The organism is Liquorilactobacillus ghanensis DSM 18630 (assembly GCF_001435235.1).
Lineage (GTDB): Bacteria > Bacillota > Bacilli > Lactobacillales > Lactobacillaceae > Liquorilactobacillus > Liquorilactobacillus ghanensis.
The window spans coordinates 366,222-388,676 of sequence record NZ_AZGB01000016.1; the positions used below are offsets into that span (position 1 = coordinate 366,222).

At 36.1% G+C, this 22,455-nt stretch carries 22 protein-coding genes; 15 read left to right on the plus strand and 7 right to left on the minus strand.

Features of this window, described 5'->3' with window-relative positions; translation table 11 throughout:
• Positions 1–55: 55 nt before the first annotated feature.
• From FC89_RS07170 to FC89_RS07180, 3 genes are all read left to right on the plus strand, one after another.
• A complete protein-coding gene (locus tag FC89_RS07170) occupies positions 56–1,225 on the plus strand; it encodes an SAM-dependent methyltransferase (RefSeq protein ID WP_057871864.1) in 1,170 nt (389 codons plus the stop codon).
• Between the two features lie 292 nt (positions 1,226–1,517).
• Positions 1,518–2,120 (plus strand): hypothetical protein, encoded by a 603-nt coding sequence (locus FC89_RS07175; RefSeq protein WP_057871865.1) that lies wholly within the window; start codon positions 1,518–1,520, stop codon positions 2,118–2,120.
• Positions 2,071–3,168, plus strand: coding sequence for a DUF3324 domain-containing protein (locus FC89_RS07180; protein WP_157060681.1), 1,098 nt, complete (start codon positions 2,071–2,073; stop codon positions 3,166–3,168). Before FC89_RS07175 ends, FC89_RS07180 begins: the two co-directional genes overlap by 50 nt.
• A 170-nt stretch (positions 3,169–3,338) precedes the next feature.
• Here the strand turns inward: FC89_RS07180 and FC89_RS07185 are convergent, their stop codons facing one another.
• Entirely contained in the window at positions 3,339–3,938 is a 600-nt protein-coding gene (locus tag FC89_RS07185; RefSeq protein WP_057871867.1) for a recombinase family protein, read from the minus strand.
• A gap of 272 nt (positions 3,939–4,210) precedes the next feature.
• On the opposite strand from FC89_RS07185, the gene FC89_RS07190 reads away from it, so the two are divergent.
• The 3 genes from FC89_RS07190 to FC89_RS07200 are packed head-to-tail and all read left to right on the plus strand — an operon-like array spanning position 4,211 to position 5,644.
• Positions 4,211–4,936 carry an EAL domain-containing protein gene (locus tag FC89_RS07190; protein ID WP_083485440.1) on the plus strand — a complete coding sequence of 242 codons (726 nt, stop codon included), beginning with the start codon at positions 4,211–4,213 and terminating at the stop codon, positions 4,934–4,936.
• A gap of 41 nt (positions 4,937–4,977) precedes the next feature.
• On the plus strand, positions 4,978–5,208 hold the full coding sequence (locus FC89_RS07195) for a hypothetical protein (protein WP_057871869.1): 231 nt from the start codon (positions 4,978–4,980) through the stop codon (positions 5,206–5,208).
• A gap of 22 nt (positions 5,209–5,230) precedes the next feature.
• Positions 5,231–5,644, plus strand: coding sequence for a hypothetical protein (locus FC89_RS07200; RefSeq protein ID WP_057871870.1), 414 nt, complete (start codon positions 5,231–5,233; stop codon positions 5,642–5,644).
• A gap of 76 nt (positions 5,645–5,720) precedes the next feature.
• Here the strand turns inward: FC89_RS07200 and FC89_RS07205 are convergent, their stop codons facing one another.
• Positions 5,721–6,332 carry a DedA family protein gene (locus FC89_RS07205; RefSeq protein WP_057871871.1) on the minus strand — a complete coding sequence of 204 codons (612 nt, stop codon included), beginning with the start codon at positions 6,330–6,332 and terminating at the stop codon, positions 5,721–5,723.
• 418 nt (positions 6,333–6,750) lie between these two features.
• Here FC89_RS07205 and FC89_RS07210 point away from each other — a divergent pair, with 418 nt between their 5' ends.
• A complete protein-coding gene (locus FC89_RS07210) occupies positions 6,751–7,569 on the plus strand; it encodes a hypothetical protein (protein WP_057871872.1) in 819 nt (272 codons plus the stop codon).
• Positions 7,570–7,698: 129 nt separating this feature from the next.
• On the opposite strand, the gene FC89_RS07215 is transcribed toward FC89_RS07210, so the two are convergent.
• The 4 genes from FC89_RS07215 to FC89_RS07230 form a co-directional block, all read right to left on the minus strand.
• Positions 7,699–8,310 (minus strand): histidine phosphatase family protein, encoded by a 612-nt coding sequence (locus tag FC89_RS07215; RefSeq protein WP_057871873.1) that lies wholly within the window; start codon positions 8,308–8,310, stop codon positions 7,699–7,701.
• 75 nt (positions 8,311–8,385) lie between these two features.
• Complete coding sequence (locus tag FC89_RS07220; protein WP_235804397.1) at positions 8,386–9,072, minus strand: GntR family transcriptional regulator; 687 nt, start codon at positions 9,070–9,072, stop codon at positions 8,386–8,388.
• A 98-nt stretch (positions 9,073–9,170) separates the two neighbouring features.
• Positions 9,171–10,124, minus strand: coding sequence for a sugar kinase (locus tag FC89_RS07225; RefSeq protein WP_057871874.1), 954 nt, complete (start codon positions 10,122–10,124; stop codon positions 9,171–9,173).
• A gap of 17 nt (positions 10,125–10,141) precedes the next feature.
• The gene (locus FC89_RS07230) at positions 10,142–10,786 is read right to left on the minus strand and encodes a bifunctional 4-hydroxy-2-oxoglutarate aldolase/2-dehydro-3-deoxy-phosphogluconate aldolase (RefSeq protein WP_415591583.1); all 645 of its coding nucleotides are present in this window, start codon (positions 10,784–10,786) and stop codon (positions 10,142–10,144) included.
• 182 nt (positions 10,787–10,968) lie between these two features.
• On the opposite strand from FC89_RS07230, the gene FC89_RS07235 reads away from it, so the two are divergent.
• From FC89_RS07235 to FC89_RS07265, 7 genes are all read left to right on the plus strand, one after another.
• A complete protein-coding gene (locus tag FC89_RS07235; protein WP_057871876.1) occupies positions 10,969–12,609 on the plus strand; it encodes a mannitol dehydrogenase family protein in 1,641 nt (546 codons plus the stop codon).
• Positions 12,610–12,633: 24 nt separating this feature from the next.
• Positions 12,634–13,710 (plus strand): mannonate dehydratase, encoded by a 1,077-nt coding sequence (gene uxuA / locus FC89_RS07240; protein WP_057871877.1) that lies wholly within the window; start codon positions 12,634–12,636, stop codon positions 13,708–13,710.
• A gap of 29 nt (positions 13,711–13,739) precedes the next feature.
• Positions 13,740–15,155, plus strand: a complete 1,416-nt coding sequence (uxaC, locus tag FC89_RS07245) for a glucuronate isomerase (protein WP_057871878.1) — start codon at positions 13,740–13,742, stop codon at positions 15,153–15,155.
• Positions 15,156–15,187: 32 nt separating this feature from the next.
• A complete protein-coding gene (locus tag FC89_RS07250; RefSeq protein ID WP_057871879.1) occupies positions 15,188–16,573 on the plus strand; it encodes a sugar porter family MFS transporter in 1,386 nt (461 codons plus the stop codon).
• Between the two features lie 39 nt (positions 16,574–16,612).
• Positions 16,613–17,497, plus strand: a complete 885-nt coding sequence (locus FC89_RS07255; protein ID WP_057871880.1) for an aldose 1-epimerase family protein — start codon at positions 16,613–16,615, stop codon at positions 17,495–17,497.
• 24 nt (positions 17,498–17,521) lie between these two features.
• The gene (locus FC89_RS07260; protein WP_057871881.1) at positions 17,522–18,493 is read left to right on the plus strand and encodes a sugar kinase; all 972 of its coding nucleotides are present in this window, start codon (positions 17,522–17,524) and stop codon (positions 18,491–18,493) included.
• A 249-nt stretch (positions 18,494–18,742) separates the two neighbouring features.
• Positions 18,743–20,077 (plus strand): gluconate:H+ symporter, encoded by a 1,335-nt coding sequence (locus FC89_RS07265; protein WP_057871882.1) that lies wholly within the window; start codon positions 18,743–18,745, stop codon positions 20,075–20,077.
• Between the two features lie 151 nt (positions 20,078–20,228).
• Here FC89_RS07265 and FC89_RS07270 read toward each other — a convergent pair whose 3' ends face one another.
• The gene (locus FC89_RS07270) at positions 20,229–20,984 is read right to left on the minus strand and encodes an IclR family transcriptional regulator (RefSeq protein ID WP_057871883.1); all 756 of its coding nucleotides are present in this window, start codon (positions 20,982–20,984) and stop codon (positions 20,229–20,231) included.
• Between the two features lie 359 nt (positions 20,985–21,343).
• Between FC89_RS07270 and FC89_RS07275 the strand changes: the two genes are divergently transcribed.
• Positions 21,344–22,447 (plus strand): glycoside hydrolase family 88/105 protein, encoded by a 1,104-nt coding sequence (locus FC89_RS07275; protein ID WP_057871884.1) that lies wholly within the window; start codon positions 21,344–21,346, stop codon positions 22,445–22,447.
• The last annotated feature ends 8 nt before the right edge of the window (positions 22,448–22,455 follow it).

The following is a 22,455-nucleotide window of genomic DNA, read 5'->3' on the forward strand; positions in this document are numbered from 1 at the left end:
ATAAAAGTGATAGAATACTTTTATATGCAAAATGAAAGTAAAGGACGGATGAATAATGATCGATAAGTTATTTTATAAAACGCTTTTAAGTAAGTCATTTAATATTCCTGTAAAAGTAATTTATTGGGATGGGAAAGCTGAACAGTATGGTGATGGCGAACCGGAAGCAACGATTACTTTTAAAGAAGCAATTCCAGTTAAAGATATAACCCGAAATGCATCAATTGCTTTAGGTGAAGCTTATATGGATGGACGAATTGAAATTGATGGTTCGATTCAAAAGTTAATCTATGCTGCCTATGTTTCAGCCGGCAGCTTTTTCCATGATAGTAAATTAAAGCGATTTTTGCCGAAACAATCTCATTCAGAGAAACATAGCAAATATGATGTGCAAAAGCATTATGATTTGGGTAATGACTTTTATAAATTGTGGCTGGATTCAACAATGACATATTCTTGTGCCTATTTTGAGCACCCGGACGATACATTGGAACAAGCACAATTAAATAAAGTTCATCATATCATTAAAAAATTGCATCCGCAGCCTGGTAAACGATTGTTGGATATTGGTTGCGGTTGGGGAACGTTAATGCTGACAGCAGCTAAAGAATATCATTTGGATGTTAGTGGCATCACTTTAAGTGAAGAACAATATAAGTTTGTTCAGCAAAAAATTAAAGATGAAGGGTTAGAAGATCACGCGCGGGTTTATTTAGAAGATTACCGCGAACTGAAAGCAGAACCTTTTGATTATATTACCAGTGTTGGCATGTTTGAACATGTTGGTTCAGAGAATTTGGCTACCTATTTTAATACGATCGCTAAATATTTGAACAATGATGGGGTTGCTTTGATTCATGGCATTACGCGGCAACAAGGTGGTGCTTACAACGGGTGGATTAACCAGTATATTTTCCCGGGTGGCTATGTTCCTGGTTTAACAGAAAACTTGCAGCATATTATTACAGCCGGCATGCAGGTTTTTGATTTAGAGACGTTACGGCGTCATTATCAGCATACTCTAGAACACTGGGATCGTAATTTTAATGAACATCGAACAGAAATCCAAGCCAAAATGGGTGAGAAATTTGTCCGAATGTGGGATCTATATTTGCAAGCTTGCGCAGCATCTTTTGAATCAGGAAATATTGATTGTATTCAGTATTTGATTTCTAAAGGACCAAGCGGCAAGGATTTACCTATGACGCGGGAATATATTTATTAGAGAATGTGTAGTGTATCTCTCAATAAGCTGTCTATCTGTAATTAGAATGGACAGCTTTTTTTTGTGCAGTTAATTATCAAATATTCATAACTAAAAAATTATCATTATCATAACTTATAATAAGTAAGAAACTTTCAACACATGAATTTATCTAATTTAACACAACCAAAATGCTAATTATATTAATGCAAAAATATGAATTATAATGCATATAGCTATTAATGTACTAGTTGAACAATCCCTGCTTTAATGGTATAAATCATTATATACCATATGAAAGGAAGATGGATTTATGAATAAAAAAACACTAATATCTATATTAGCAGTTACTGGTTTAATGATAGGCTTTACAAGTTTTACAGCTGATGCTGCCACTACAGGGACCCAAAGTGGGACAAGTAATACAGGTGTAGATGTAGCAGCAGGTACATTATCAATTACTAGCGCCCCTGATATTACTTTTAATAGTAAGGTCGATGATATTGCTAATGGAACTAATTTAACAGTTTCGAATTCTGCTAGCAGTACAACTCTAGAAACAACTGACGATCAAGGGTATGGTACGGACACTAGTTGGTCACTATCCGCAGTTCCCACAAAGTTAACTTATACAGGTGGTGATGGTAAAACTAATACCCTAGATGTAGCTTCAATGACTTTTGATGGTACAGATAAAGTTACTCCTGATGGTACAACAAGCGTTGTCGTTGGCTCAGGAACAAATGAAGGAACAACTACTACATCTTTAAGTAAAACTGCAATTACGCTTGGAACGGATAAACAAGTTTTTGGTGCAACTTATAATGGAACAATTACTTGGACTCTAACAGGGAATACAGGAACTATTGGCGGCAGCAGTACTTCAAGTTCGACTACTACTCCAGCTGCACAATAATATTATGAAAGCATATAATGTTAATTTCAGATACCTTTTAGTTTTATTGTTGATTCTAGGGGGTGTCTTTTTAGGTCTGCTGAGTTTTACCAATGTGCATGTGTTGGCAGCCAAAGCGAGTTTTTCGGTTAGTGTTGACGAAAAAAGCAGTCCATCTTCAATTGAAAAAGATGTTGAACCAAAGCAAGTGATAAATGTCAGACTCATTTTTTCTAATCATAGTAACCAAACACAGGAGTTTAAAGTTTCTCCTAATACGGCTTTTACGGGAGATAATGGAATTGTACAGTATAACTTAAAGCAACTAGGAAATCGTTATTTCGGCAAGTTAAAATTTAATTCAATGGTTTCTGGTACTAGGATGGTTACACTTGCTCCGCATCAGACTATTCAAAAAGAATATACAATAAGGATTCCGACTGAAACTTTTAAAGGAGTTTTTGTTGGGGGATTTTATGTTTCGCAGCGAGGCGGAGCTAGCAAGGCTGATGTTAGCAGTGATGGGAAAAAAGCGATTATGGGATATCAAAGTAAAGTCTCTTATGTTATTCCTGTTATTTTGCAAGAGAACGAGCAGATTATTCATACGAAGCTGAATTTAGAAAAAGTGGTTGCTAAGTCCGTTGTGGGAGAACCAGTTATTTTAGCCAAAATCGCTAATTTAACGCCAACTTATTTTGGTCAGTTACAGCTTAAGGCAAAGGTATATACTAAGGATCAGCATAAAAAAATTTTAAAGCAAACTAATTCAAATATGGAAATGGCGCCTTTGAGTTATTTTAATTATCATATTCGATTAAAAAAACCGTTGGCTAAAGGAAAGTATATGCTAGTTTTGAAAATGAACTCAGGAAAGCGTAAATGGGAATTTAAGCGCGATTTTCTTGTTACAACGCGCGTTTCACAAATTAGTCAAAAGACAGCTAACAATAACGATAGCAACAAAATTAATTATCCATTAATTGTATTAGCTGGAATTTTATTATTGATGCTATTAGTAGTGATTTACTATCTTGGAAAACAGCGAGGCAAAAATGTCGGAAAATAAGTTTGAAAATTGATTTTCTTAGTAGCAGAATAAGGCTATTAGTTAATTAAAACATATTTGTCGTTAGGGGTATAAATAATAAACTGGAATGTTTTAGGCTAGATTTACTAGTCTGCAACATTCCAGTTTGTTTTAGAATATATAGATTACAATCGTACGTGAGCTCTTGACTAATTGCATTCTTTTTTTATTCTGCAAACGGTGCCAACACTGATTTGATACTTACTGGCTAAAAAGCGAATTGGTTTTCCCATTGCCAGTTCCTTTTTTACAGCAAAGTAAATATTGCGCCTTTTTTTATTAGCAGAAGTAGCGCTATACAAAATTGGTCGTCCTTTATAAACACCGCGTTTTTTTGCCAAAGCGATACCTTCTCTTTGGCGTTCTCTTATCATTTCTCGTTCGCTTTGAGCTTGAAATTTAAAAACAGTGATGAGAATATCTGTTAACATATTTCGTAGATTTGCATCGGGGATATTAGAAAAATCTGGTAAATCTAAACTCTGTATGGAAGCTCCTCGTTGTTGAATGAACTGAATTATTTTTGTTAGATCATTGGCATCTCTGCCTAAACGATCCAAGCTGGTAACGTACACAACATCGTCTTTTTTTATGGTTTTCATTAATTTTAAAAGTTCGCTTCTCTCAGTGATACTTTTACCAGATATTTTTTCAGAATATATTTTGTCAACGGGTACTTTATTTAGACGCTCAATTTGCCTAGCTAAGTTCTGCTCTTTTGAGGATACCCTAATATAACCAAACTTCATATAAATCATCCTCCAAAATTTTTATTTTGAATATATATACTGCATTTGTTGTATTTTGTTTAGGGTAAACTCTAAATAGCACATAATAAATACTATATCTACAGTAAGAGACTGTCAATTATAATATATTTTTATCCTTTTTTTGAATTAAAATTCAATTTTTGAAAATTAGATTGTATATGCTTTTAATTTTAAAATAGTTTCTATCAATATATATATATTGATAGAAACTATTTTTGCTGTAAGCGTGTTTTATTTAGGGTTTACCCTAATTGAAAACATTTTTACAGGAGAAAGCATTGGAAAAAAATAACATACAGAAGATATTAAATAATTTGTTTTTAGTATACCAACCCATCATCAATCTAAAAAAACAAGAAGACAGTGAAGTCATCAATTTTGAAGCACTGTTAAGATCAACTGACACAGCTGGTTTTCCCCAAAAAGAATTTTGTTCAATGATCAAAAATAATGAAACAAATAAGCTTTTTTTGGAGTCGATGTTTACCAAAATTAACCAAATAAAATCTGATAAGGACATTTGGATAAATTTAGCACCACAACAATGCATATATTCATCAACAATTAATTTTTTAGAAGCAGTGAGAAGTAGTTGCAAAAATTTACGAATTGAGATTACAGAACACCCAATAACTCCTAGCAAGATTAAAGATTTTGAAAATTTTTTATTTGCATTAAAAAAACTTGAATATCAATGGGCATTTGATGATGTCGGCACCGGTCAAAATACGTTGGCTTTTGTTTTAAAAAACTTGAATGGTGTTAGTAGAATAAAACTTTCACTTTTGCCATTTTATTCGTTAAAACCAGCTTCACAAAATCTGTTGGTAAAGTTTTGGAGCTCAATTGCGGAAGAAAACAATATTGAATTTGTAGTAGAGGGAGTTAGCACCAAAGAGATGGCTCAGCAAGTTTGGCATAGTGGTGGGAAGCTACAGCAAGGATTCTTTTGGGGAAAACCTGATCAATTGCAGTGAAGTTTGAATAGCTTAATCGGTAGGAAGGAAAAAAAGTCAAAGTGATTTTAACATTTTTATTGCTTGTAGTAACGCTGACAGCATGTTTAATAACGAAAAAAATAACATTTATTAAACTTAATCAGCTAAATAATGATGAATTAAAGAGAATAATCAATCATGGCAATAAGAAGAATCAAAAAAGAATGGCTAAAACTATCATAGCTAAAAGACGCGCCAAAGTAATCGAAGATGTGGAGAAAGTTTATTTGAAACAAATAAAAAGAAAATGATTTTTACGGAGGAAAAATTAGGTTGAGGGATAAGGATGAAATAATTGGTTCACTGATTATGTTATTTTCATTAATTGCAGGTAATTTTTATGAAGTTAAGGAAAGCGACCTGATTGATCCACAAAGCAAAATTTTTACAGGGTATCAATTGATTTTTGAGGGAGCAAGTTTTTGGGCGCTTTTTTTAGTGTTTATCCCACTAACGATTCTACTTATTAGTATTTTCTTAGGCAAAATAAATCCAGTGATTTACATTACACTGGTTTTTATTGCGATAAATTTGGTGTTTATTGCCAAAAGTGACTACCTTAACTTGATGAATTCGGTGAATAAAATTACTTTTTCGACTGGTGCCCGTATTTTTTTGATAGGGGCGGGCTACATAATGTTTAAAAATTTTAAAAGCATCTTAAATTTAGCAAATTCTGCAAAATGATAATATAAATAATTATGGCTGACTAAACAATAATGTTTAAGCCAGCCGTTTTTTAATTTTCAGCACAAGCTAAAATTTATTTTGCTTTTTTCGCTCGTCTGAACAGCCAGTAACCAATCAAACCAGCTGCAATTAATAAGAGAGCAAATTTACCATAAGTTTCAAATAAATTAACAAAATGCGGCCAAGCATGACCAGCTAGACGACCTAACCAAATTAAGGCAGTATTCCAGATTAACGTTCCACAGGTTGTGAAGATAATAAAGCGACTGAAAGAATATTCAGCCATCCCAGCCGGTAATGAAATTAGACTGCGTACTACTGGTACAAACCGTCCAAAAAAAACAGCTTGGCCGCCATAACGCTTAAAAAAATTAGCTGCTTTTTCAAGATCGGCAGGTTTTAAATGTAAGATTTTACCCCAACGCCCAGCAATTAATTTTTCCAATCGCGGTACTGATAATAGTCGACCTACGGCGTAAAGAATCAGGGCTCCGATAACTGCTCCAAAAGTAGCTGCTAAGATACTTGGAAAGACTTTCAGGGAAGTTGTTAGGGTTGCAAAACCGGTAAATGCTAAGACAACTTCTGAGGGGATCGGTGGGAAAATATTTTCAATGGCGATTAAAAAAATAATACCAAGGTAGCCATATTGATTAATGATATCGGTTAAAAAGGTGGTATTCATATTTTGCACTCCTCGTATTATTAGATGAAATCGTATTTTTTATTTTAACTTTTTTTAGCTAGACAGGTCAACTGATAATGATTATCTAGCCGTATTTTTAAAACAATAGCTAAAAAATAGTACTAAGAAGGGATTTTTTTTAAGTAGTGAATTATTTTTTTGACTGCTTTGGACTAGCAATGTCAAATTCGTTTATTACTGAGAAATATGTTTATATTTGATTTGCATTATACATTGTCTATAATGATATTAATTAGGAATGTGTATTTCAACGGATCACTGTGGGCCTAGGAAGTTGGCAGTCGGTTGTGCGGTCAGTGTTAGATGCTTCTTGCTGATCGTAGTTTTTAGCCTGAGGCGTGTGACTCCCTAAAAAATGCTATAATATTAGCTGAAAGCCAGCACGGAGGTATAAATTATGAGAAAACGTACTTGGTTTATGATCACATTGATCATTGCCGTAATTTTTATTGGTTATGGTTATACAAAACACGTTGAAAATATGCAATATTATCAAGAATCGCTTAATCAAGCAGAATCAGCCATTAATAATCAGGCATATCAAACAGCTCAAATCGATTTGGAAAATGCGTTGAAGAAGAAAAAGAATGGTCAAACAGCTCAAATCTATTTGAAACAAGTGAAATTATATCGTCAAGGAATGAAAGATGTTGACAAGAAGAAACTGCAAGCAGCTCAAAAGAAGTTTCAACAAGTTGCTGAACAGCAAAATGGAATGCAGCTTTTAGTCAGCCGGGCTTCTGCAAAACAAGCTGAATTACAAGAAGTTTTGCGGGAATTACCATTGTTTGAGCATGCGTACGATCGGGCTAAAATTTTATCGACTAATTATGAATATACAGCTTCTAATACTAAATTAGCTGTAATTTTAGGTTATGGCAGTATAAATAAACCTTATTATCAAAATGTTTATGAAAAAGCCAAAAAATTGCAGACTTATAATAACCGAATTTTAACTAAACTAGGCTACCATGTTGACAGTGGTGTTTCGGCAACTGATTCATCAGCAACCGATTTTCTACCTGGGAGTACAAGTACAGCTGCTGCAAGTAATTTGAAAAAAATTACGACTAAGCAGGTAAAACAAGCTCGACAAGACCTTATCAAAGAAGGCGTTGACCCTAATCTATTCAGTGATCTGCAAATCAAGCAGGTTATCCAAGAAGCTGATAATCAAGGTGTATCAGTCCGCCAGATAGCACGTGAATTCAAATAAAGTAGTATGTTTTGCTCACGTTAATAAAGATTTTTTCAAAAAAAAGAAGCTACGCAAGAACTAGACTTTGCGCAGTTTCTTTTTTCGCGTTTGCTTAGTGAAATTCCAATAATCACATGTTATTGAAAACTAATTTGCCGCAGTTAAATCGCGATTAAAATAATAAACGGTTTGTGTTTGCGGTGTTAACTCAATTTTGGTCAGACCAGCGTTAGTTGGCTCATTTAAACTGGAGAGTCGGTTAATGCCTAAAACGGCGTTCATCATCAATTTGATGGTAAAACCATGACTGGCAATTAAAATCTTTTTTTGGGGATGCCGATTAACTAACTCGGCAAACAACTGCTGCAGTCTAAAAGTAACTTGTTCAAAATTATCGCCATGATTAATTTCGGATGTTCCCGGTAATAAATTATGGCGTAGATCGAAACAATCCGGGAATTTTTTCCAGATCGTTTTTTCCAGTTCGCCATCCCAAAGACCATAATCGAACTCTTTCAGGCGGCTGTCAAAAACAGTAACTGATTTTGGAGCAATAATGGCTGCCGTTTGCGCTGCTCGCAGCAAAGGACTGGCATATACGAGATCAAATTGCAGTCGTTGCCGTTTAAGTTGGGAACTAACCAGCTGTGCTTGTTGTCGTCCCTTAGCTGTTAAAGGCGTATCAATGTGACTGCCTTGCAAGATTCCCTTGGCATTGGCTTGACTTTGACCGTGACGAATAATATATAAAGTAGTCATGGTAACTTCCCCCAGTATCTTAAAATTACGATACTTTCAGAATACTCATTTTTGCCAAGAAAAGCAATCTGCTAATTATTTTTTATCGGGAACGTTAGTAAAATAATCAGGAAAAGTATTCAACAGAGCATCTTTTTCATCGAGCATTAAATGAAGATGATTAGCAATTAATCGTTCAGCTTCATCGGGCTCGTGGTTTTTGACGGCCTTTAAAATCTTTTCATGTTCATTGATCAAGCTTTCCCAAGGCAGCGTTTTTACTTTTAGTCGCAACATGCGAAAGCGATTTAATTGCATATTGGTAGTTTGCAACCATTCCCAGACCTGTTGATGGTTGGTCATCAAATAAAATTCGCGATGAAAAGCTTCATCTTCACCGAAGAATTTTTCAAATTCTTTTTGTTTGGAAAAGAACTTTTGATTGGCAATTGTTTTTTGTAATTTAGCCATAGCTGTCCGATCATTTAGAGCAGTAGCTTCCTTAACGATTCGGGTTTCAATACTTTCGCGAATGAAGCGCGCACTAATCGCAACACATAGATCAATTTTAGTAATATAAGTTCCTGATTGGGGAACAACATTGATTAAGCCTTCTTGGCGTAACTGTAACAAAGCTTCACGAATTGGGGTTCGACCAATGTTTAATTCTTGGCTTAATTCCTTTTCGGAAATTCGTTGGCCCGGCTGATATTCAGTACTGATAATCCTTTTTAGGATTTCCGAATATGCTTGCAGTTTTAAATTCATTGCTGGGTTAAGCAAAAAAATCACTCTCTTCTATTACAACTCATAAAAATACATCAAGTTTACTATTTATAAGTATATACATTTTTTACGGGTCATGCAATTTGATTTGAAAGTCATTTTTTAGAATTTTCCGCAATAAATTTTTTTAAAGCAAGCCGGTCAGGATAATTATCATTATCACCAGTCGTTTGAGTGGCTAAGGCACCAATTGCATTTCCACGAGTTATTGCCTCAGGTAATGGTATCTCATCGAGCAAACCGGAAATTACCCCTGTAGCAAAACCATCTCCAGCACCAACCGTATCAATTACCCGTTTTACTTTGAAGCCGGGAACGAATCCGGTTTTCGCTTGGTCGGTTTTGAAATAACTTCCGCGGGCACCGACTTTAATAACAGCGTTTTTACTGCCATGCTGCAGATAAAAATCGGCTATTTGCTCCGGTGTATCCAACCCGGTTAAAATTCGACCCTCATTTATTCCCGGCAAAACTATATCGGCCTGAAAAGCTAATCGATTTAGCACGGCTACCATTTTTGCGGTGGAAGGCCATAAAGCCGGTCTTAAATTAGGATCAAAAACGACGGTTGTGTTATCTTTTTTAGCCTGTTTAATTAGGGCTTCCGAAATTGCCAAAGTCTGCTCAGATAGTGCGGCGAAAATTCCGGTTAAATGTAGGACCCGGACATTTTGAAAATTAATAATTGTCGCAATTTTTCTAGTTAATTCAGTTACAGCTGAGTTTTTTCTAAAATAAAAAGTATCAGGATCGCCTTGAGTAACTTTTTCTTTCAATTCAAATCCGGTCCAGGCACGTTGACTGGTTGATAAATAGGTGGTTCCAATTTTTGCTTGGATCAGCCGTTCCTTTATGAATATCCCAAAAGGATCATTACCAACCCGTGAAATATATTCGGTTGAAAAACCTAATTTTGAGATTCCAACAGCAACATTTAGTTCTGCTCCAGCTAAGTGTTTTTGAAAGTTGGCAGCTTTAACTAAATTTTGATTATCCTCGGTTGAAGCGAAAACAACTAATGGTTCGCCAACAGTTAATAAATCAACCATATTTTCCTCCGTTTAACTTATTGCTGCCGAATTTCTTTTAATTTGGCAACGTATTTTTGTGCATTAGCGGTTACTCCCGCAAGATCTCCATTTTCTGCCGGTTTTAATAAATTACTGCCGGCACCGACAGCAATCACACCAGCTTTAAACCATTCAGCCATGTTTTCCAAACTAACGCCACCAGTTGGCATGATATTGACCTGTGGCAAAGGTGCTAAAGCAGCTTTTACCATTTGCGGACCAGCAACAGATCCAGGGAAAAGTTTAACGATATCAACTCCGGCAGTTAAAGCAGTCTGCATCTCAGTAACTGTCTGACAGCCAGGGGTGTAGGGAATCTGATAAAGGTTGCAGATCTCAGCAACTTTAGGGTTAAAACTGGGACTGACAATAAATTGCGCACCAGCTAAAATAGCTAGGCGAGCAGAAATCGGATCAAGGACCGTTCCAGCCCCAATTACGACGTCAGTATCTTGATATTTAGTAGTAAGTTCTTTTATAACTTGATCAGCTTGCGGTACGGTAAAAGTCAATTCAATTCCAGTTAAACCACCTTTGATGACAGCTTCGGAAATTTCAAGTGCTTTTGCAGGAGATTTGGCACGAATTACGGCGATTACTCCGGCAGCAGCAACTTTTTGCGTAAAAGTATTTTTTTGCAGCATTTAAGTTCCTCCTTAAATTTATAAAAAAAATCAAATTAGGTATTGACATTCTGTAAGAAAGCGTATACATTGAAACTGGTAATTGATATATTAGTACACTAGTTATAGTAAAACAGTCTGTCAGGATTTACAAGGTTTTTAGAGAAGTCACAACGTTTTAATAATGGAGGATTGAGACAATGGTTAAATTAACAGATGATTATGTGGCAAAACAAGCTGAGTTTGAAGCAGCTGGAATTAAAGTACCAAATTATCTGCAAGAAGAAGTTATAACAGAAACCGAAAAAACTCCTATTTGGGTCCATTTCGGCGGTGGTAATTTATTTCGCTGTTTTCACTCAGTAATTGCTCAGCAATTATTAAATGAAGGTAAGTTAAAAAGTGGAATTATTGTTGCGGAAACATACGATGAGCAAGTAATCGATGATATTTATCATGCATACAATAATCGAATTTTAAGCGTGACGATGGGCAGTGATGGTTCTTTAGAAAAAGAACTGGTTGCCAGTGTTGGTCGCAGCACTTTCTATAATGCAGACTATCCAACTGGCTGGCAATATTTGACAGAAGTTTTTGAAAATCCATCACTTCAATTTGCAACATTTTCAATTACTGAAAAAGGTTATGCTCTGCGGGATATCAATGGCAATCTGACGCAAGCAGCCCAGGCTGATATTGCTGATGGAACGAAGCATCCTAAAACTAATATGGGTGCAGTTGCACATTTGCTGTATGCTCGTTACTTGCGCAACCAAGCACCGATTGCCATGGTCAGCACGGATAACTTTTCTGAAAATGGTGCGCGGTTAGAGTCGGCAATTATGACAATTGCTAAAGGCTGGTTGAAAAAAGGTTTTGTTGAAAAAGGTTTTATTGATTATCTGACTGATCCTAAGAAGGTAACTTTCCCTTGGAGCATGATCGATCGGATTACTCCTAATCCAGCTGAAAGTGTTGCTGCTAGATTAAAGGCTGACGGATTTGAAGATTATCAAATCGTGCATACTGCTAAACATACTAATATTGCGCCTTTTGGTAATACTGAAGAAACTCACTATTTGGTAATTGAAGATAACTTTCCTAATGGACGGCCACCGTTGGAAGATGCTGGAGTATTGTTGGCTAAGCGCGAAACAGTTAACGATGCGGATCAAATGAAAGTTACAGCATGTTTGAATCCGTTACACACCGCTTTAGCAATCTTTGGTAATTTATTGGGTTATACCTCTATCTGGGAAGAAACAGAGAATCCAGATTTATTAGCACTGATTAAAAACTTGGGATACCGTGAAGATTTGCCAGTTGTTAAAGATCCGAAAATCTTGAATCCACGGAAATTTATTGATCAGTTAATTACCAAGAGATTGCCGAATAAAAATATTCCTGATACACCACAACGAATTGCCAGTGATACTTCACAAAAAATTCCGGTGCGTTATGGAGTAACGATTCAGCATTATCTTGATGCTGACGATCGTAATGTCAGAGAGCTTGAGTTTATTCCGTTGGTTTTAGCTGGCTGGTGCCGTTATTTAATGGGGATTGATGATAATGGCAAAGCCTTTGAATTAAGTCGTGATCCGATGCTGCCAGAATTACAGCCATATGTTAAGGACATTAAATTAGGAACAAATGTTGATGTTCATCAGCATCTGCAGCCGATTCTCAGCAATCACGAAATTTTTGGCAATGATTTATATGAAATTGGTTTGGCTGGTAAAGTTGAAAACTACTTTGCAAAAATGATTACCGGACCAAAAGCTGTAGCTGAAACAATTCAGCAGACAGTAGCTGAAAAAGGATTTAACTTTTCAAAATAAAACAGAAGTAGGAGAGATTACTTTATGAAAAATATGGGATTTAGATGGTATGGATCAAAAGACGATTCAATTAAATTAAAGGATATTCGGCAAATTCCGGGCACGACCCAAGTTGTCGGTGCCTTGTTTGATGTGCCGGTTGGTGAAGTTTGGCCTAAAGAAAAGATTGCTGCTTTAAAAAATGAAGTTGAAGCTGCGGGTCTAAAACTTGAAGTGATTGAATCCGTTAATATTCATGATGATATTAAAATCGGCTTGCCAAGTCGGGATAAATATATTGAAAACTATAAAGAAACAATTCGAAACTTATCAGCATACGGGATCAAAGTAATTTGTTACAATTTCATGCCGATTTTTGATTGGGTAAGAACTGATTTGCACTTTAAATTAGCTGATGGCTCAACTGATTTGGCATTTCAACATAAAAAGGTTGAAGGCGATCCCGAAGATATTTTGAAATCAGTCCAAGATAACTCCAACGGATATGTACTGCCAGGCTGGGAGCCGGAAAGATTAGCGGAAGTAAAACGCTTATTTGAAGCTTACAGCGGAGTTGATGCGAAAAAGTTAACTGAAAATCTGAAATACTTTTTGGATGAAATTATTCCTGTTTGTGAAGAATGTGATGTGCGAATGGCAATGCATCCTGATGATCCGCCACGTCCACTTTTCGGATTGCCAAGAATTTACAAAAACCGTGAAGATATGTTGACAATTGAACAACTGCATGAATCCAAATACAACGGTTTTACTATTTGTACAGGTAGTTTGGGTGAAAATCCGGCTAATGATGTGCCGGCAATTATTCGTGAATTTGTTGCAAAGGACCGGGCACCATTTATCCATGCTCGCAATATCAAATTCATGGGCAATGAAGGTGATTTCCATGAATCAGCTCATCTTTCATCAGAAGGTTCACTGGATATGTATGAAATAATGAAAGCCCTTCATGATACTGGCTTTGATGGCTATATCCGACCGGATCATGGCCGTGATATTTGGGGAGAAGCAGGTCGTCCCGGTTATGGACTGTATGATCGTGCGTTAGGTATCTCGTATTTGAGCGGTTTATGGGAAGCAATTGAAAAAGAAAGTAAGTAACAAGAACTTTTAGTTAGGAGGAATAAAACATGTCTTTTTTAGATAAGGATTTTCTGTTAACCAACGAACCGGCTAAAAAGTTATTTCATGAACATGCTGAAAAGATGCCAATTATTGATTATCATTGCCATCTTGATCCAAAGGATATCTACGAGAATAAGAATTATCCTAATTTAACGCGCATTTGGTTGAATGATGGAATTTTCGGAGATCATTATAAATGGAGATTAGAGCGGGCAAACGGTGTACCAGAGGATTTGATTACCGGTGATGGTGATGAATATCAAAAGTTAGTTGAGTGGGCTAAGACGATTGAAAAGGCAATTGGGAATCCGTTGTATGAATGGACCAACCTTGAATTGAAGCGCTTTTTCAAGATTGATAAACCATTTACGGTTGCTAATGTACCGGAAATTTGGGAAAAAGCTAATCAATTATTGCAGACTGAGGATTTTAAGCCACGCAATTTAATTAAAAATGCCAATGTAAAAGTCGTTTGTACAACTGACGATCCGGCATCAGACCTGCATTATCATAAATTGTTAGCAGCGCAAGAACAGCAGAATGGTTTTAAAGTTTTGCCAGCTATGCGGCCGGATAATGCTATTCGAATTAATCAAGGAGATTATGGCGAATATCTGAAACAACTAAGTAAGGTATCTGGGGTTGAAATCCACGATTTTGCTTCGTTAGTTGCGGCGCTGGAACAAAGATTTGAGTATTTCACTTCAATGGGTGGGCATTTGTCGGACCATGGACTGAATACGTATCATTTTGAAAAACTTTCGACCGCACAAGTCGATCAGATTATTGCTAAGGCTCAAGTTGATAATCAGCATTTATCAGCTAAAGAAGTTAATGGTTACCAGACCATGCTGTTGGAAGCATTGATGGGATTGAATAAAAAATATAATTGGACGATGCAGTATCACATCAACGTCTTGCGCAATGCTAATCCGCGGATGTCTGCCAAATTGGGACCGGATACTGGTTTTGATTCAATGGGCTCACAAAGCGGCATTGCTGGTGAAATGATGAAATTATTGGGGGATGCTGAAGATAAACTGCCTAAGACCATGCTTTATTCAACTAATCCTAACGATTGGCTGGAGTTGGCAACTGGCATGCAGAGTTTTCAGGGTGAAGGAGTGCAGAAACTGCAATTAGGCTGCGCTTGGTGGTTTAACGATACTCGTGAAGGAATCCATAAACAATTAACTGTTATGGCCCAACAAAGTCTGTTAGCTAATTTTGTGGGAATGTTAACTGATTCGCGAAGCTTTTTGTCTTATCCGCGGCATGAGTATTTTAGAAGAGTTCTATGTGATTTGATTGGTGAATGGGTCGAACGGGGACAAGTAGTTGAGGACTATGAATATCTTGGCAAGATTGTCGAAGATATTTCTTACAATAATGCATATCACTACTTTGGTTTTTTTGATTAGTTATTGTTTTTGAAATAGGGGAGAGGTTCTATATGAAAAAAAAGGGCAAAAGCTATACCAAGTATTTACTAATCACCGTTCTTATTGCTGCTTTTGGGGGATTCTTGTTCGGCTATGATCAAGGTGTAATGTCAGGTGCTATTAATTACATTGGTCCGGTCTTTCACATGTCAAGTGGTGTCTTAGGTTTTGTATCAGGCGGCATACCATTAGGAGCCTTTTTCGGCTGCCTAATTGCAGGTTGGCTTTCTGATAAAATCGGCAGAAAAATTGTAATGTCGATCTCAGCTATTTTGTTTACTTTGTCTGGGTTAGGTTGTGCATTGGCAGGCAGTGTATCGTTAATGATTATTTCTAGATTGATCGGTGGTTTGGGAATTGGGATGGTTTCAACTTTGGTCCCAGTCTATATAGCTGAAATAGCTCCCAAGGATATTCGTGGGAAAATGGTTGGCGGATATCAATTAGCGATTGCTTGTGGAATTTTTATCGTTTATTTAGTCAATGCCATAATTGCGAATACTCATTCGTTAGCTTGGAATGAGGATGTTGGCTGGAGAATGATGTTCTTTGCAGGAATGGTTCCAGGAATTCTCTTTTTCTTGCTGATATTTGCTATTCCTGAAAGTCCAAGATTCTTGATTAACAAAAATAAAAGTGATCAAGCTTCAGCTATTTTGCAGCGAATGTCGAATGAACCAACTGAAAAGGTTGATGAAGAAATTAAAGAGATTCATGCCAGCATTCAAAGTGAGAAAAATAGTAAAAGTTTTACCAAAGAACTCTTGAAAAAAGGTTCTAAAATGGCTTTATTTGTGGCTGTTATGTGCTCGATTTTCCAACAGTTATCAGGAATAAATGCAATTGGCTACTATGCACCAACCATTTTCAAGCAAGCTGGTGCCGGAAGCAATGCCGCAATGATTGAAACTGTTTTCATTGGCTTGGTTAAAGTATTGTTTGTTGCTTTCTTCATGGGCTTGATTGATAAATTAGGTCGTCGCCGCATGCTTAAATGGGGAAGTTATGCGATGGCCACTTGCTTGTTCTTAATTGCAATTTTATTTGCTCAGAATCCAATTACCAAATTATTTGATATTTTCATTGTTATTTTAATTGTTTTGCATACTGCAAGCTTTGAAATGTCTTGGGGCGGCGGTACTTGGGTATTAATTTCAGAAATGTTCCCAAATAAAATTCGTGGCCGTGCCTCATCGATTGCTTCATCAGTTCTTTGGTTAGCGACATATGTTGTAACACAGTTGTATCCGGTAATGATTGCTAAGTTGGGCAGTGTTTGGACTTTCGTTATCTTTGGACTTTTCTGTGTCATCATGGGTGTATTTGTCCAAGTCTTTCTGAAAGAAACAGCTGGCAAATCCTTAGAGCAAATTCAACAAGACAACGCTGCAAAATAATTTGAAAATTTGGTTTTTTACCAAAGGAGTGAGTTCAGCGTGATAAAAATTGAAAACAATAACTATTATCTAAATATAGATCCCGTGGGGTCGCAATTAACTAATTTTGTAAATAAAAAAAATGGTTTTGATTATCTTTGGAATGGTAAGGAATGGCCTAAGCATGCTCCATTACTGTTTCCAGCAATTGGTCGTTCAAATAAGGATAGTTATTTAGTTGATGAACAGCCATTTGATATGCCACAACATGGTTTTGCTGCCGACGAGAATTTTGAAGTTATTCAAAAAAGCGACAGTGCAGTTGTTTTTGAACTTAAAAGCAATTCGGAAACACAACTGATGTATCCGTTTGATTTTTCATTAAAGGTAAGGTATCAGCTGCTTAGCACAGGACTTTCAGTTAGTTTTAAAGTAACTAATTTAAGTTCAAAAACTATGCCGTTTGCTTTGGGATCTCATCCGGCATTCAACCTGCCAATTGCCACAGACCAAGGAAGTTTTGAGGATTATTATTTAGAATTTGCTGGCAATCAGGATCGGCTGCAGGCTTATGAGATAGTTATGAAGCCATTTCCTTATCGAACCGGTAAATTGGAATTGTTGCCAACACAAAACAAGCACCAAATCAAATTGTCGCGGCAATTATTTGCTAACGGTTTACGTATAATTGCTAACCAAGACATTACAGAGGTTAAGCTTGGTTCGACAAAAACAAATCAGCGTATTTCGTTAAAATTAAAAGATTTTCGCAATGTTTGTTTATGGACTAAAGAAGATCAACCGCTACCATTTTTATGTATTGAACCTTTTAATGGATTGCCTGATGTATATGGCGAACCGATTGATTGGATGAAAAAAGATGGAAATTTATTTTTAAAGCCAGCTCAAAGCAAGCTGATGCAGTATGAAATAATTTTTGACTAGAATTTAAGAGGGAGAGATAAAAGAATGACAGAATTGATTACCGCTGGTGAACCGATGGGATTGTTTATTGCACAAGACAAAGGACCGCTGAAACAAGTAAAGCACTTTTCCAGCCGGATTGCTGGAGCTGATTTAAATGTGGCTATTGGTGTTGCTCGTCTAAACCATACAGTTAAATTTATTTCCCGGATCGGTGAAGATACATTTGGCGATCAGATTAAAGATTTGTTACAAAAAGAAAAAATTGATCTGAGTGGTTTGCAAATTAATTCGGAATGGAAGACCGGTTTCATGCTGAAAGGTTTGGCAGATAACGGGCGACCAGAAACCGATTATTACCGCAAAGGAAGCGCTGCTTCGCATCTTGATATTGATAAATTGGCCGATTTGGACTTTTCTGATACTAAGATCTTACATTTGGGTGGAATTTTAGCCGGTTTGAGTGAAGAAGGCTATCAAGCTACTTTAAAATTGATTGAAATGGCTCGTAAAAATGATGTTCAAATTACGTTTGATCCAAATCTGCGACCAACAATTTGGGATTCTGAAGATTTGATGATTAAGCGGACTAACGAAATTGCCAATTTATGTGATGTTATGATGCCTAATATCAAAGAAGGGCGAATTTTAACGGGTAAAACAGCTGTTGAAGATATTGTTGATTATTACTTGCAAAACAAAAACAGTCAAATCCAGCAAGTAATTGTCAATTTAGTAGACGATGGTTCATACAGTAAACATCGTCAACCAGATGGCAGTTACCAGACAGAAAGAGTTGCCGCAATTAAAATTCCTAAGATCATTGATCGAATTGGTGCTGGCGATGGTTTTGTGGCTGGGGTGGTTTCAGCCAAACTGGAAGAGTTAAGTGATCGGGATTGTTTACGGCGCGGAAGTGCTATCGGTGCCATTCAAATGCAAAACATCGGCGATAATGAAGGTTTGCCAAATAAAGCTGAATTAACAAAATTTATGACAGAAAATCAGGTAGATTAAGTCGAAAATAAATGTTTTTTTAGCAGAAATAAAGCTGATTTTTCAAAAATCAGCTTTATTTTATAGATTTTAATTCTACAGAATTTATCTAAAATAACAAATTTTATGATAGTGAAGTTACTGAATATGTTTAAGTGATGATTAAGTCTAATTTTAAAAATTTTGGGGATGACCTAATCATGTTGAAGTTGACGTTATCAGGTGTTTTATGGAAGGCAGGGGAAAAGACAAGTCAGGGGGAGAGTATAATTGGCTAATTTATTAGATTTAATCTGGGTTTTTGTGGGGATCCTTTTACTAGTGTTTTTGATCGTTAAAGTTAAAATGCACAATATTTTGGCTTTGATACTATCAGGCTTATTTATTGCATTTGCCGAAGGGATGAAGATCGGTCAAATTGTTCCAACAATTGAAAAAGGCGTAGGCGGGGTATTATCCACGCTGGCTTTAATTGTTATTTTTGGGGCGATAATTGGTAAATTGATGACCGATTCAGGTGCTTCACAACAAATTGCCGATACAATTGTAGAGAAAATGGGAGTTAAGCTTTTACCGTTTGCTTTGTTGATTATAGGAACTATTTTTGGAATGTCGATGTTTTATGAAGTGGCATTTTTAATTACTGTTCCTTTGGTTATTAGCATTGCCAAAGAAGCCAAAATTCCTTATATGAAATTAATAATTCCAACCATAGCCGGTGCTACCATGGGACATAGTATTTTTCCACCGCAACCGGGTCCAATGGCTTTAGTCACAGCTTTTCATGCAGATATAGCACAGGTTTATATTTGGGGATTCGTTGTTATTGTTCCAACTATTATCTGTTCTGGGGTTTTAATAAGAAGGTTTATACCTGGGTTAGCAGAAATGCCACTAGGAAATGTCATGAAGCCAGCACCTAAAAAGCCCAAAGCTGAATTGCCTGGATTTGGAATTAGTTTGTTAGTGCCATTACTGCCGGCAATTTTAATGATCTTTTCTTCAATTATAAAATTGCTGTATAAACAAACCAGTTTTATGTATAAATTTGCATCGTTTATCGGTAGCGCCGAAATCAGTATGTTACTGGCTGTTTTAGTTGCGATGGTTGCTTTTGGATACGCCAGAGGAGTTTCAGGAAAAGAAATTACTAAAAGTATGACTGGTGCTATTGAAGGCATTTCAAATGTTTTATTGGTGATCGCTGCAGGTGGAATAATGAAGCAGGTAATTATCGATTCGGGAATTGGTAATGTCATTGTAGAATTAGTTGGTAAAGTGCCGATTTCGCCCTTTATTTTAGCTTGGATCATTACGGTTTTAATTAGAATTTTGACTGGGCAGGGAGCGGTTGCTGCGATAACGGCAGCTGGAATTGTGGCACCAATGATAACGGCTTTTCATGTTAGTCCAGTTCTGATGGTATTGGCTTGTGCTTGTGGAAGCAATACGACCACACTTATGTATGACGGAGGATTTTTGTTGTTTCAGCAATCATTCGGGATTTCATTAAAAGATACCTTTAAAACTTGGGGGGCACTAGAGTTCGTAAACTCAGTTGTTGGTTTATTAGTAGTGCTGGTTTTGAATCTTTTTATAAAGTAATGAGGATTAATTTTAATAAGATGATGAAGCTCTCTTTTTTGGAGAGCTTTTTTTGTCAGTTACAATTTTCGGCCGTTCATAAAAAGAGCTGGTTAATTTCCATTGGAAACTGACCGGTCATTTTCATGAATGGTTTTAAATCAATCAACACTTACGGAAGTGCTTTTAAAATATTTTGTTGAGCTTTTTTACCGTATTTAATGAAATCATTTAGTATTTTTTTATTAACACGGTATTTGGGAGCGCTAATACTGAAAGCCCCATAACATTTGGCGTTCTTTTGAATTATAAAACCAACGCAGAAAATATCTAATTGGTTTTCGACATCGTCAATTGAAAAATTTTGACGGCGGATTTTTTCGAGATTTTTTTTAAGCTCAACAGCATCAGTTATAGTGTGTGAAGTTAAGGGCTTTAAAGGTGTTTCGCTTAGATAGGCAGTTAGTTTTTCAGGGGAATAGTAGGCTAAAAAAGCCTTTCCCATTGCGGATGAATACATCTGCATGGTGCCTCCGATTCGTGAAACGAGTTTAACGCTTCTTGAGCTTTCCAGCTTGTCTAACAGTACTACATTGTTTTTTTCAACAATACCGAGATTTACAGTTTCATTTGTTTCGTCGCGCAGTTGTTCAAGAAATGGTCGAGTTAAATCCTTAATATCGAAGTTTTCAGCCACTTTTTGACCGTAACGCAAAAAAACAGTTCCCAAACTATATTTTTTGGTTTCCGTATTTTGTTGAACAAAGCCGCAATATTCCAAAGTTCGTAATATTTTCAAAATAGTCGGCTTGGTAATTTCAAGGTGTTCATCAAGTTCTTTTAAAGAAACTGAAGTATTTTTATCAGCAATAAAATCAGTAATTTGTTTCGCTTTAATAAGAACTGAACCATACATTTTAGTTGCCATTTTTATCTTCCCTTATAAATGAGTTTATGCATAAACCATTATAATTTAAAAGCCAATAGATGTCACATAAAAAAGAGTTGGCACGGGCCGCAAATTGGCATCTTGTTGTAACTTTTCAAGTAATTTGCTAAGGCAACCAGAGTATGTAATTACCAAGTTCAATTTACAACAAGTATAAACAAATATATTTTAATTGTTTTCTAATCTGAATGAAATATGTATATTAAACACCGCCATATGTATATCAATTATTGATTGAGATATATTTCACAAATATAATGAAAGCGTAATCAATAGACTAGGGTGTGTTAATTAATTGGATACGACTATAGGCAATTTTTGATTAGGAGGATTGAAAAATGGCAGAGATGACAATTACTAAAGATAAATTGAATGAAAAAATCAAGTTGTTAATTGACAATTTGATCCATCTTAGTGATCCAACGGGTGAATTTTCAATTAAAGTAGCTGACGGTTCGATAATTGATAATAAAAGCTTTGATTATTGGGAATGGACATCAGGAATTGGTTTATATGGGATGATGAAATATTATCAATTAACCAGAGATCCCCAAGTTTTAGCACGTATTGAGAAATGGTATGACGATCATCTTAACGGCAAGCCGGTTGAGAAAAATATTAACACAATGGTACAGATGTTGACATTAGCAGATTTATTTGAAGAAACCAATAATAAATTTTATTTGCCATATTTACAACAATGGGGTGAATGGTTATATTACGAACTTCCACGAACTGAAAGAGGAGGCTTCCAACACGTTACCTTTGGAGATTTAAATCCAAATGAAATGTGGGACGATACCTTGATGATGAGTGTATTGGCATTGACCAAACTGGGAGTACTTTTCCATAAAAAAGAATATGTTGCAGAAGCTAAGAAACAGTTTTTGCTCCATATTCAGTTTTTGCAGGATAAGAAAACCGGTTTATGGTATCACGGATGGACATTTAATGAAAAAAATAATTTTGGAGCTGCATTTTGGGGTCGCGGAAACAGCTGGATCACGATTGCAATTCCAGAATTTCTACAATTGATCGGCTGCGACCAAACGGATGGATACCAACAATTTTTAGTAACAAGTTTTAAGTACCAGCTTAGTGCCTTGGAAAAGTATCAAGATCCAACTACCGGATTTTGGCATACCTTGATTGATGATCCAACTTCATACATTGAAGGATCTGCAACAGCTGGGTTTGCCTACGGTATTTTAAAGGCGATTAATTTACGATTGATCGGTAAAGAACATCTGAAGACAGTTGAAAAAGCAATTAATGGGTTAATCGCCAATATTGATGAAAATGGCGGATTGGCACATGTTTCGGCTGGAACACCAATGGGCAAAGATAAAGAATTTTATAAGCACATAAAAATCTCGATCATGCCTTATGGCCAGTCAATGGCAATTCTTGCTTTGACTGAATATCTTAAAGGCTTTTATTAATAAAGTTA

What these genes read in the sequence shown, in the direction of transcription:
- FC89_RS07225 (WP_057871874.1), bottom strand. Translation starts at nt 10,124, where the DNA reads ATGGTTGATTTATTAACTGTTGGCGAACCATTAGTTGTTTTCGCTTCA.
- FC89_RS07170 (WP_057871864.1), top strand. Translation starts at nt 56, where the DNA reads ATGATCGATAAGTTATTTTATAAAACGCTTTTAAGTAAGTCATTTAAT.
- FC89_RS07270 (WP_057871883.1), bottom strand. Translation starts at nt 20,984, where the DNA reads ATGGCAACTAAAATGTATGGTTCAGTTCTTATTAAAGCGAAACAAATT.
- FC89_RS07185 (WP_057871867.1), bottom strand. Translation starts at nt 3,938, where the DNA reads ATGAAGTTTGGTTATATTAGGGTATCCTCAAAAGAGCAGAACTTAGCT.
- FC89_RS07275 (WP_057871884.1), top strand. Translation starts at nt 21,344, where the DNA reads ATGGCAGAGATGACAATTACTAAAGATAAATTGAATGAAAAAATCAAG.
- FC89_RS07175 (WP_057871865.1), top strand. Translation starts at nt 1,518, where the DNA reads ATGAATAAAAAAACACTAATATCTATATTAGCAGTTACTGGTTTAATG.
- FC89_RS07205 (WP_057871871.1), bottom strand. Translation starts at nt 6,332, where the DNA reads ATGAATACCACCTTTTTAACCGATATCATTAATCAATATGGCTACCTT.
- FC89_RS07215 (WP_057871873.1), bottom strand. Translation starts at nt 8,310, where the DNA reads ATGACTACTTTATATATTATTCGTCACGGTCAAAGTCAAGCCAATGCC.
- FC89_RS07250 (WP_057871879.1), top strand. Translation starts at nt 15,188, where the DNA reads ATGAAAAAAAAGGGCAAAAGCTATACCAAGTATTTACTAATCACCGTT.
- FC89_RS07260 (WP_057871881.1), top strand. Translation starts at nt 17,522, where the DNA reads ATGACAGAATTGATTACCGCTGGTGAACCGATGGGATTGTTTATTGCA.
- uxaC (WP_057871878.1), top strand. Translation starts at nt 13,740, where the DNA reads ATGTCTTTTTTAGATAAGGATTTTCTGTTAACCAACGAACCGGCTAAA.
- FC89_RS07210 (WP_057871872.1), top strand. Translation starts at nt 6,751, where the DNA reads ATGAGAAAACGTACTTGGTTTATGATCACATTGATCATTGCCGTAATT.
- uxuA (WP_057871877.1), top strand. Translation starts at nt 12,634, where the DNA reads ATGAAAAATATGGGATTTAGATGGTATGGATCAAAAGACGATTCAATT.
- FC89_RS07235 (WP_057871876.1), top strand. Translation starts at nt 10,969, where the DNA reads ATGGTTAAATTAACAGATGATTATGTGGCAAAACAAGCTGAGTTTGAA.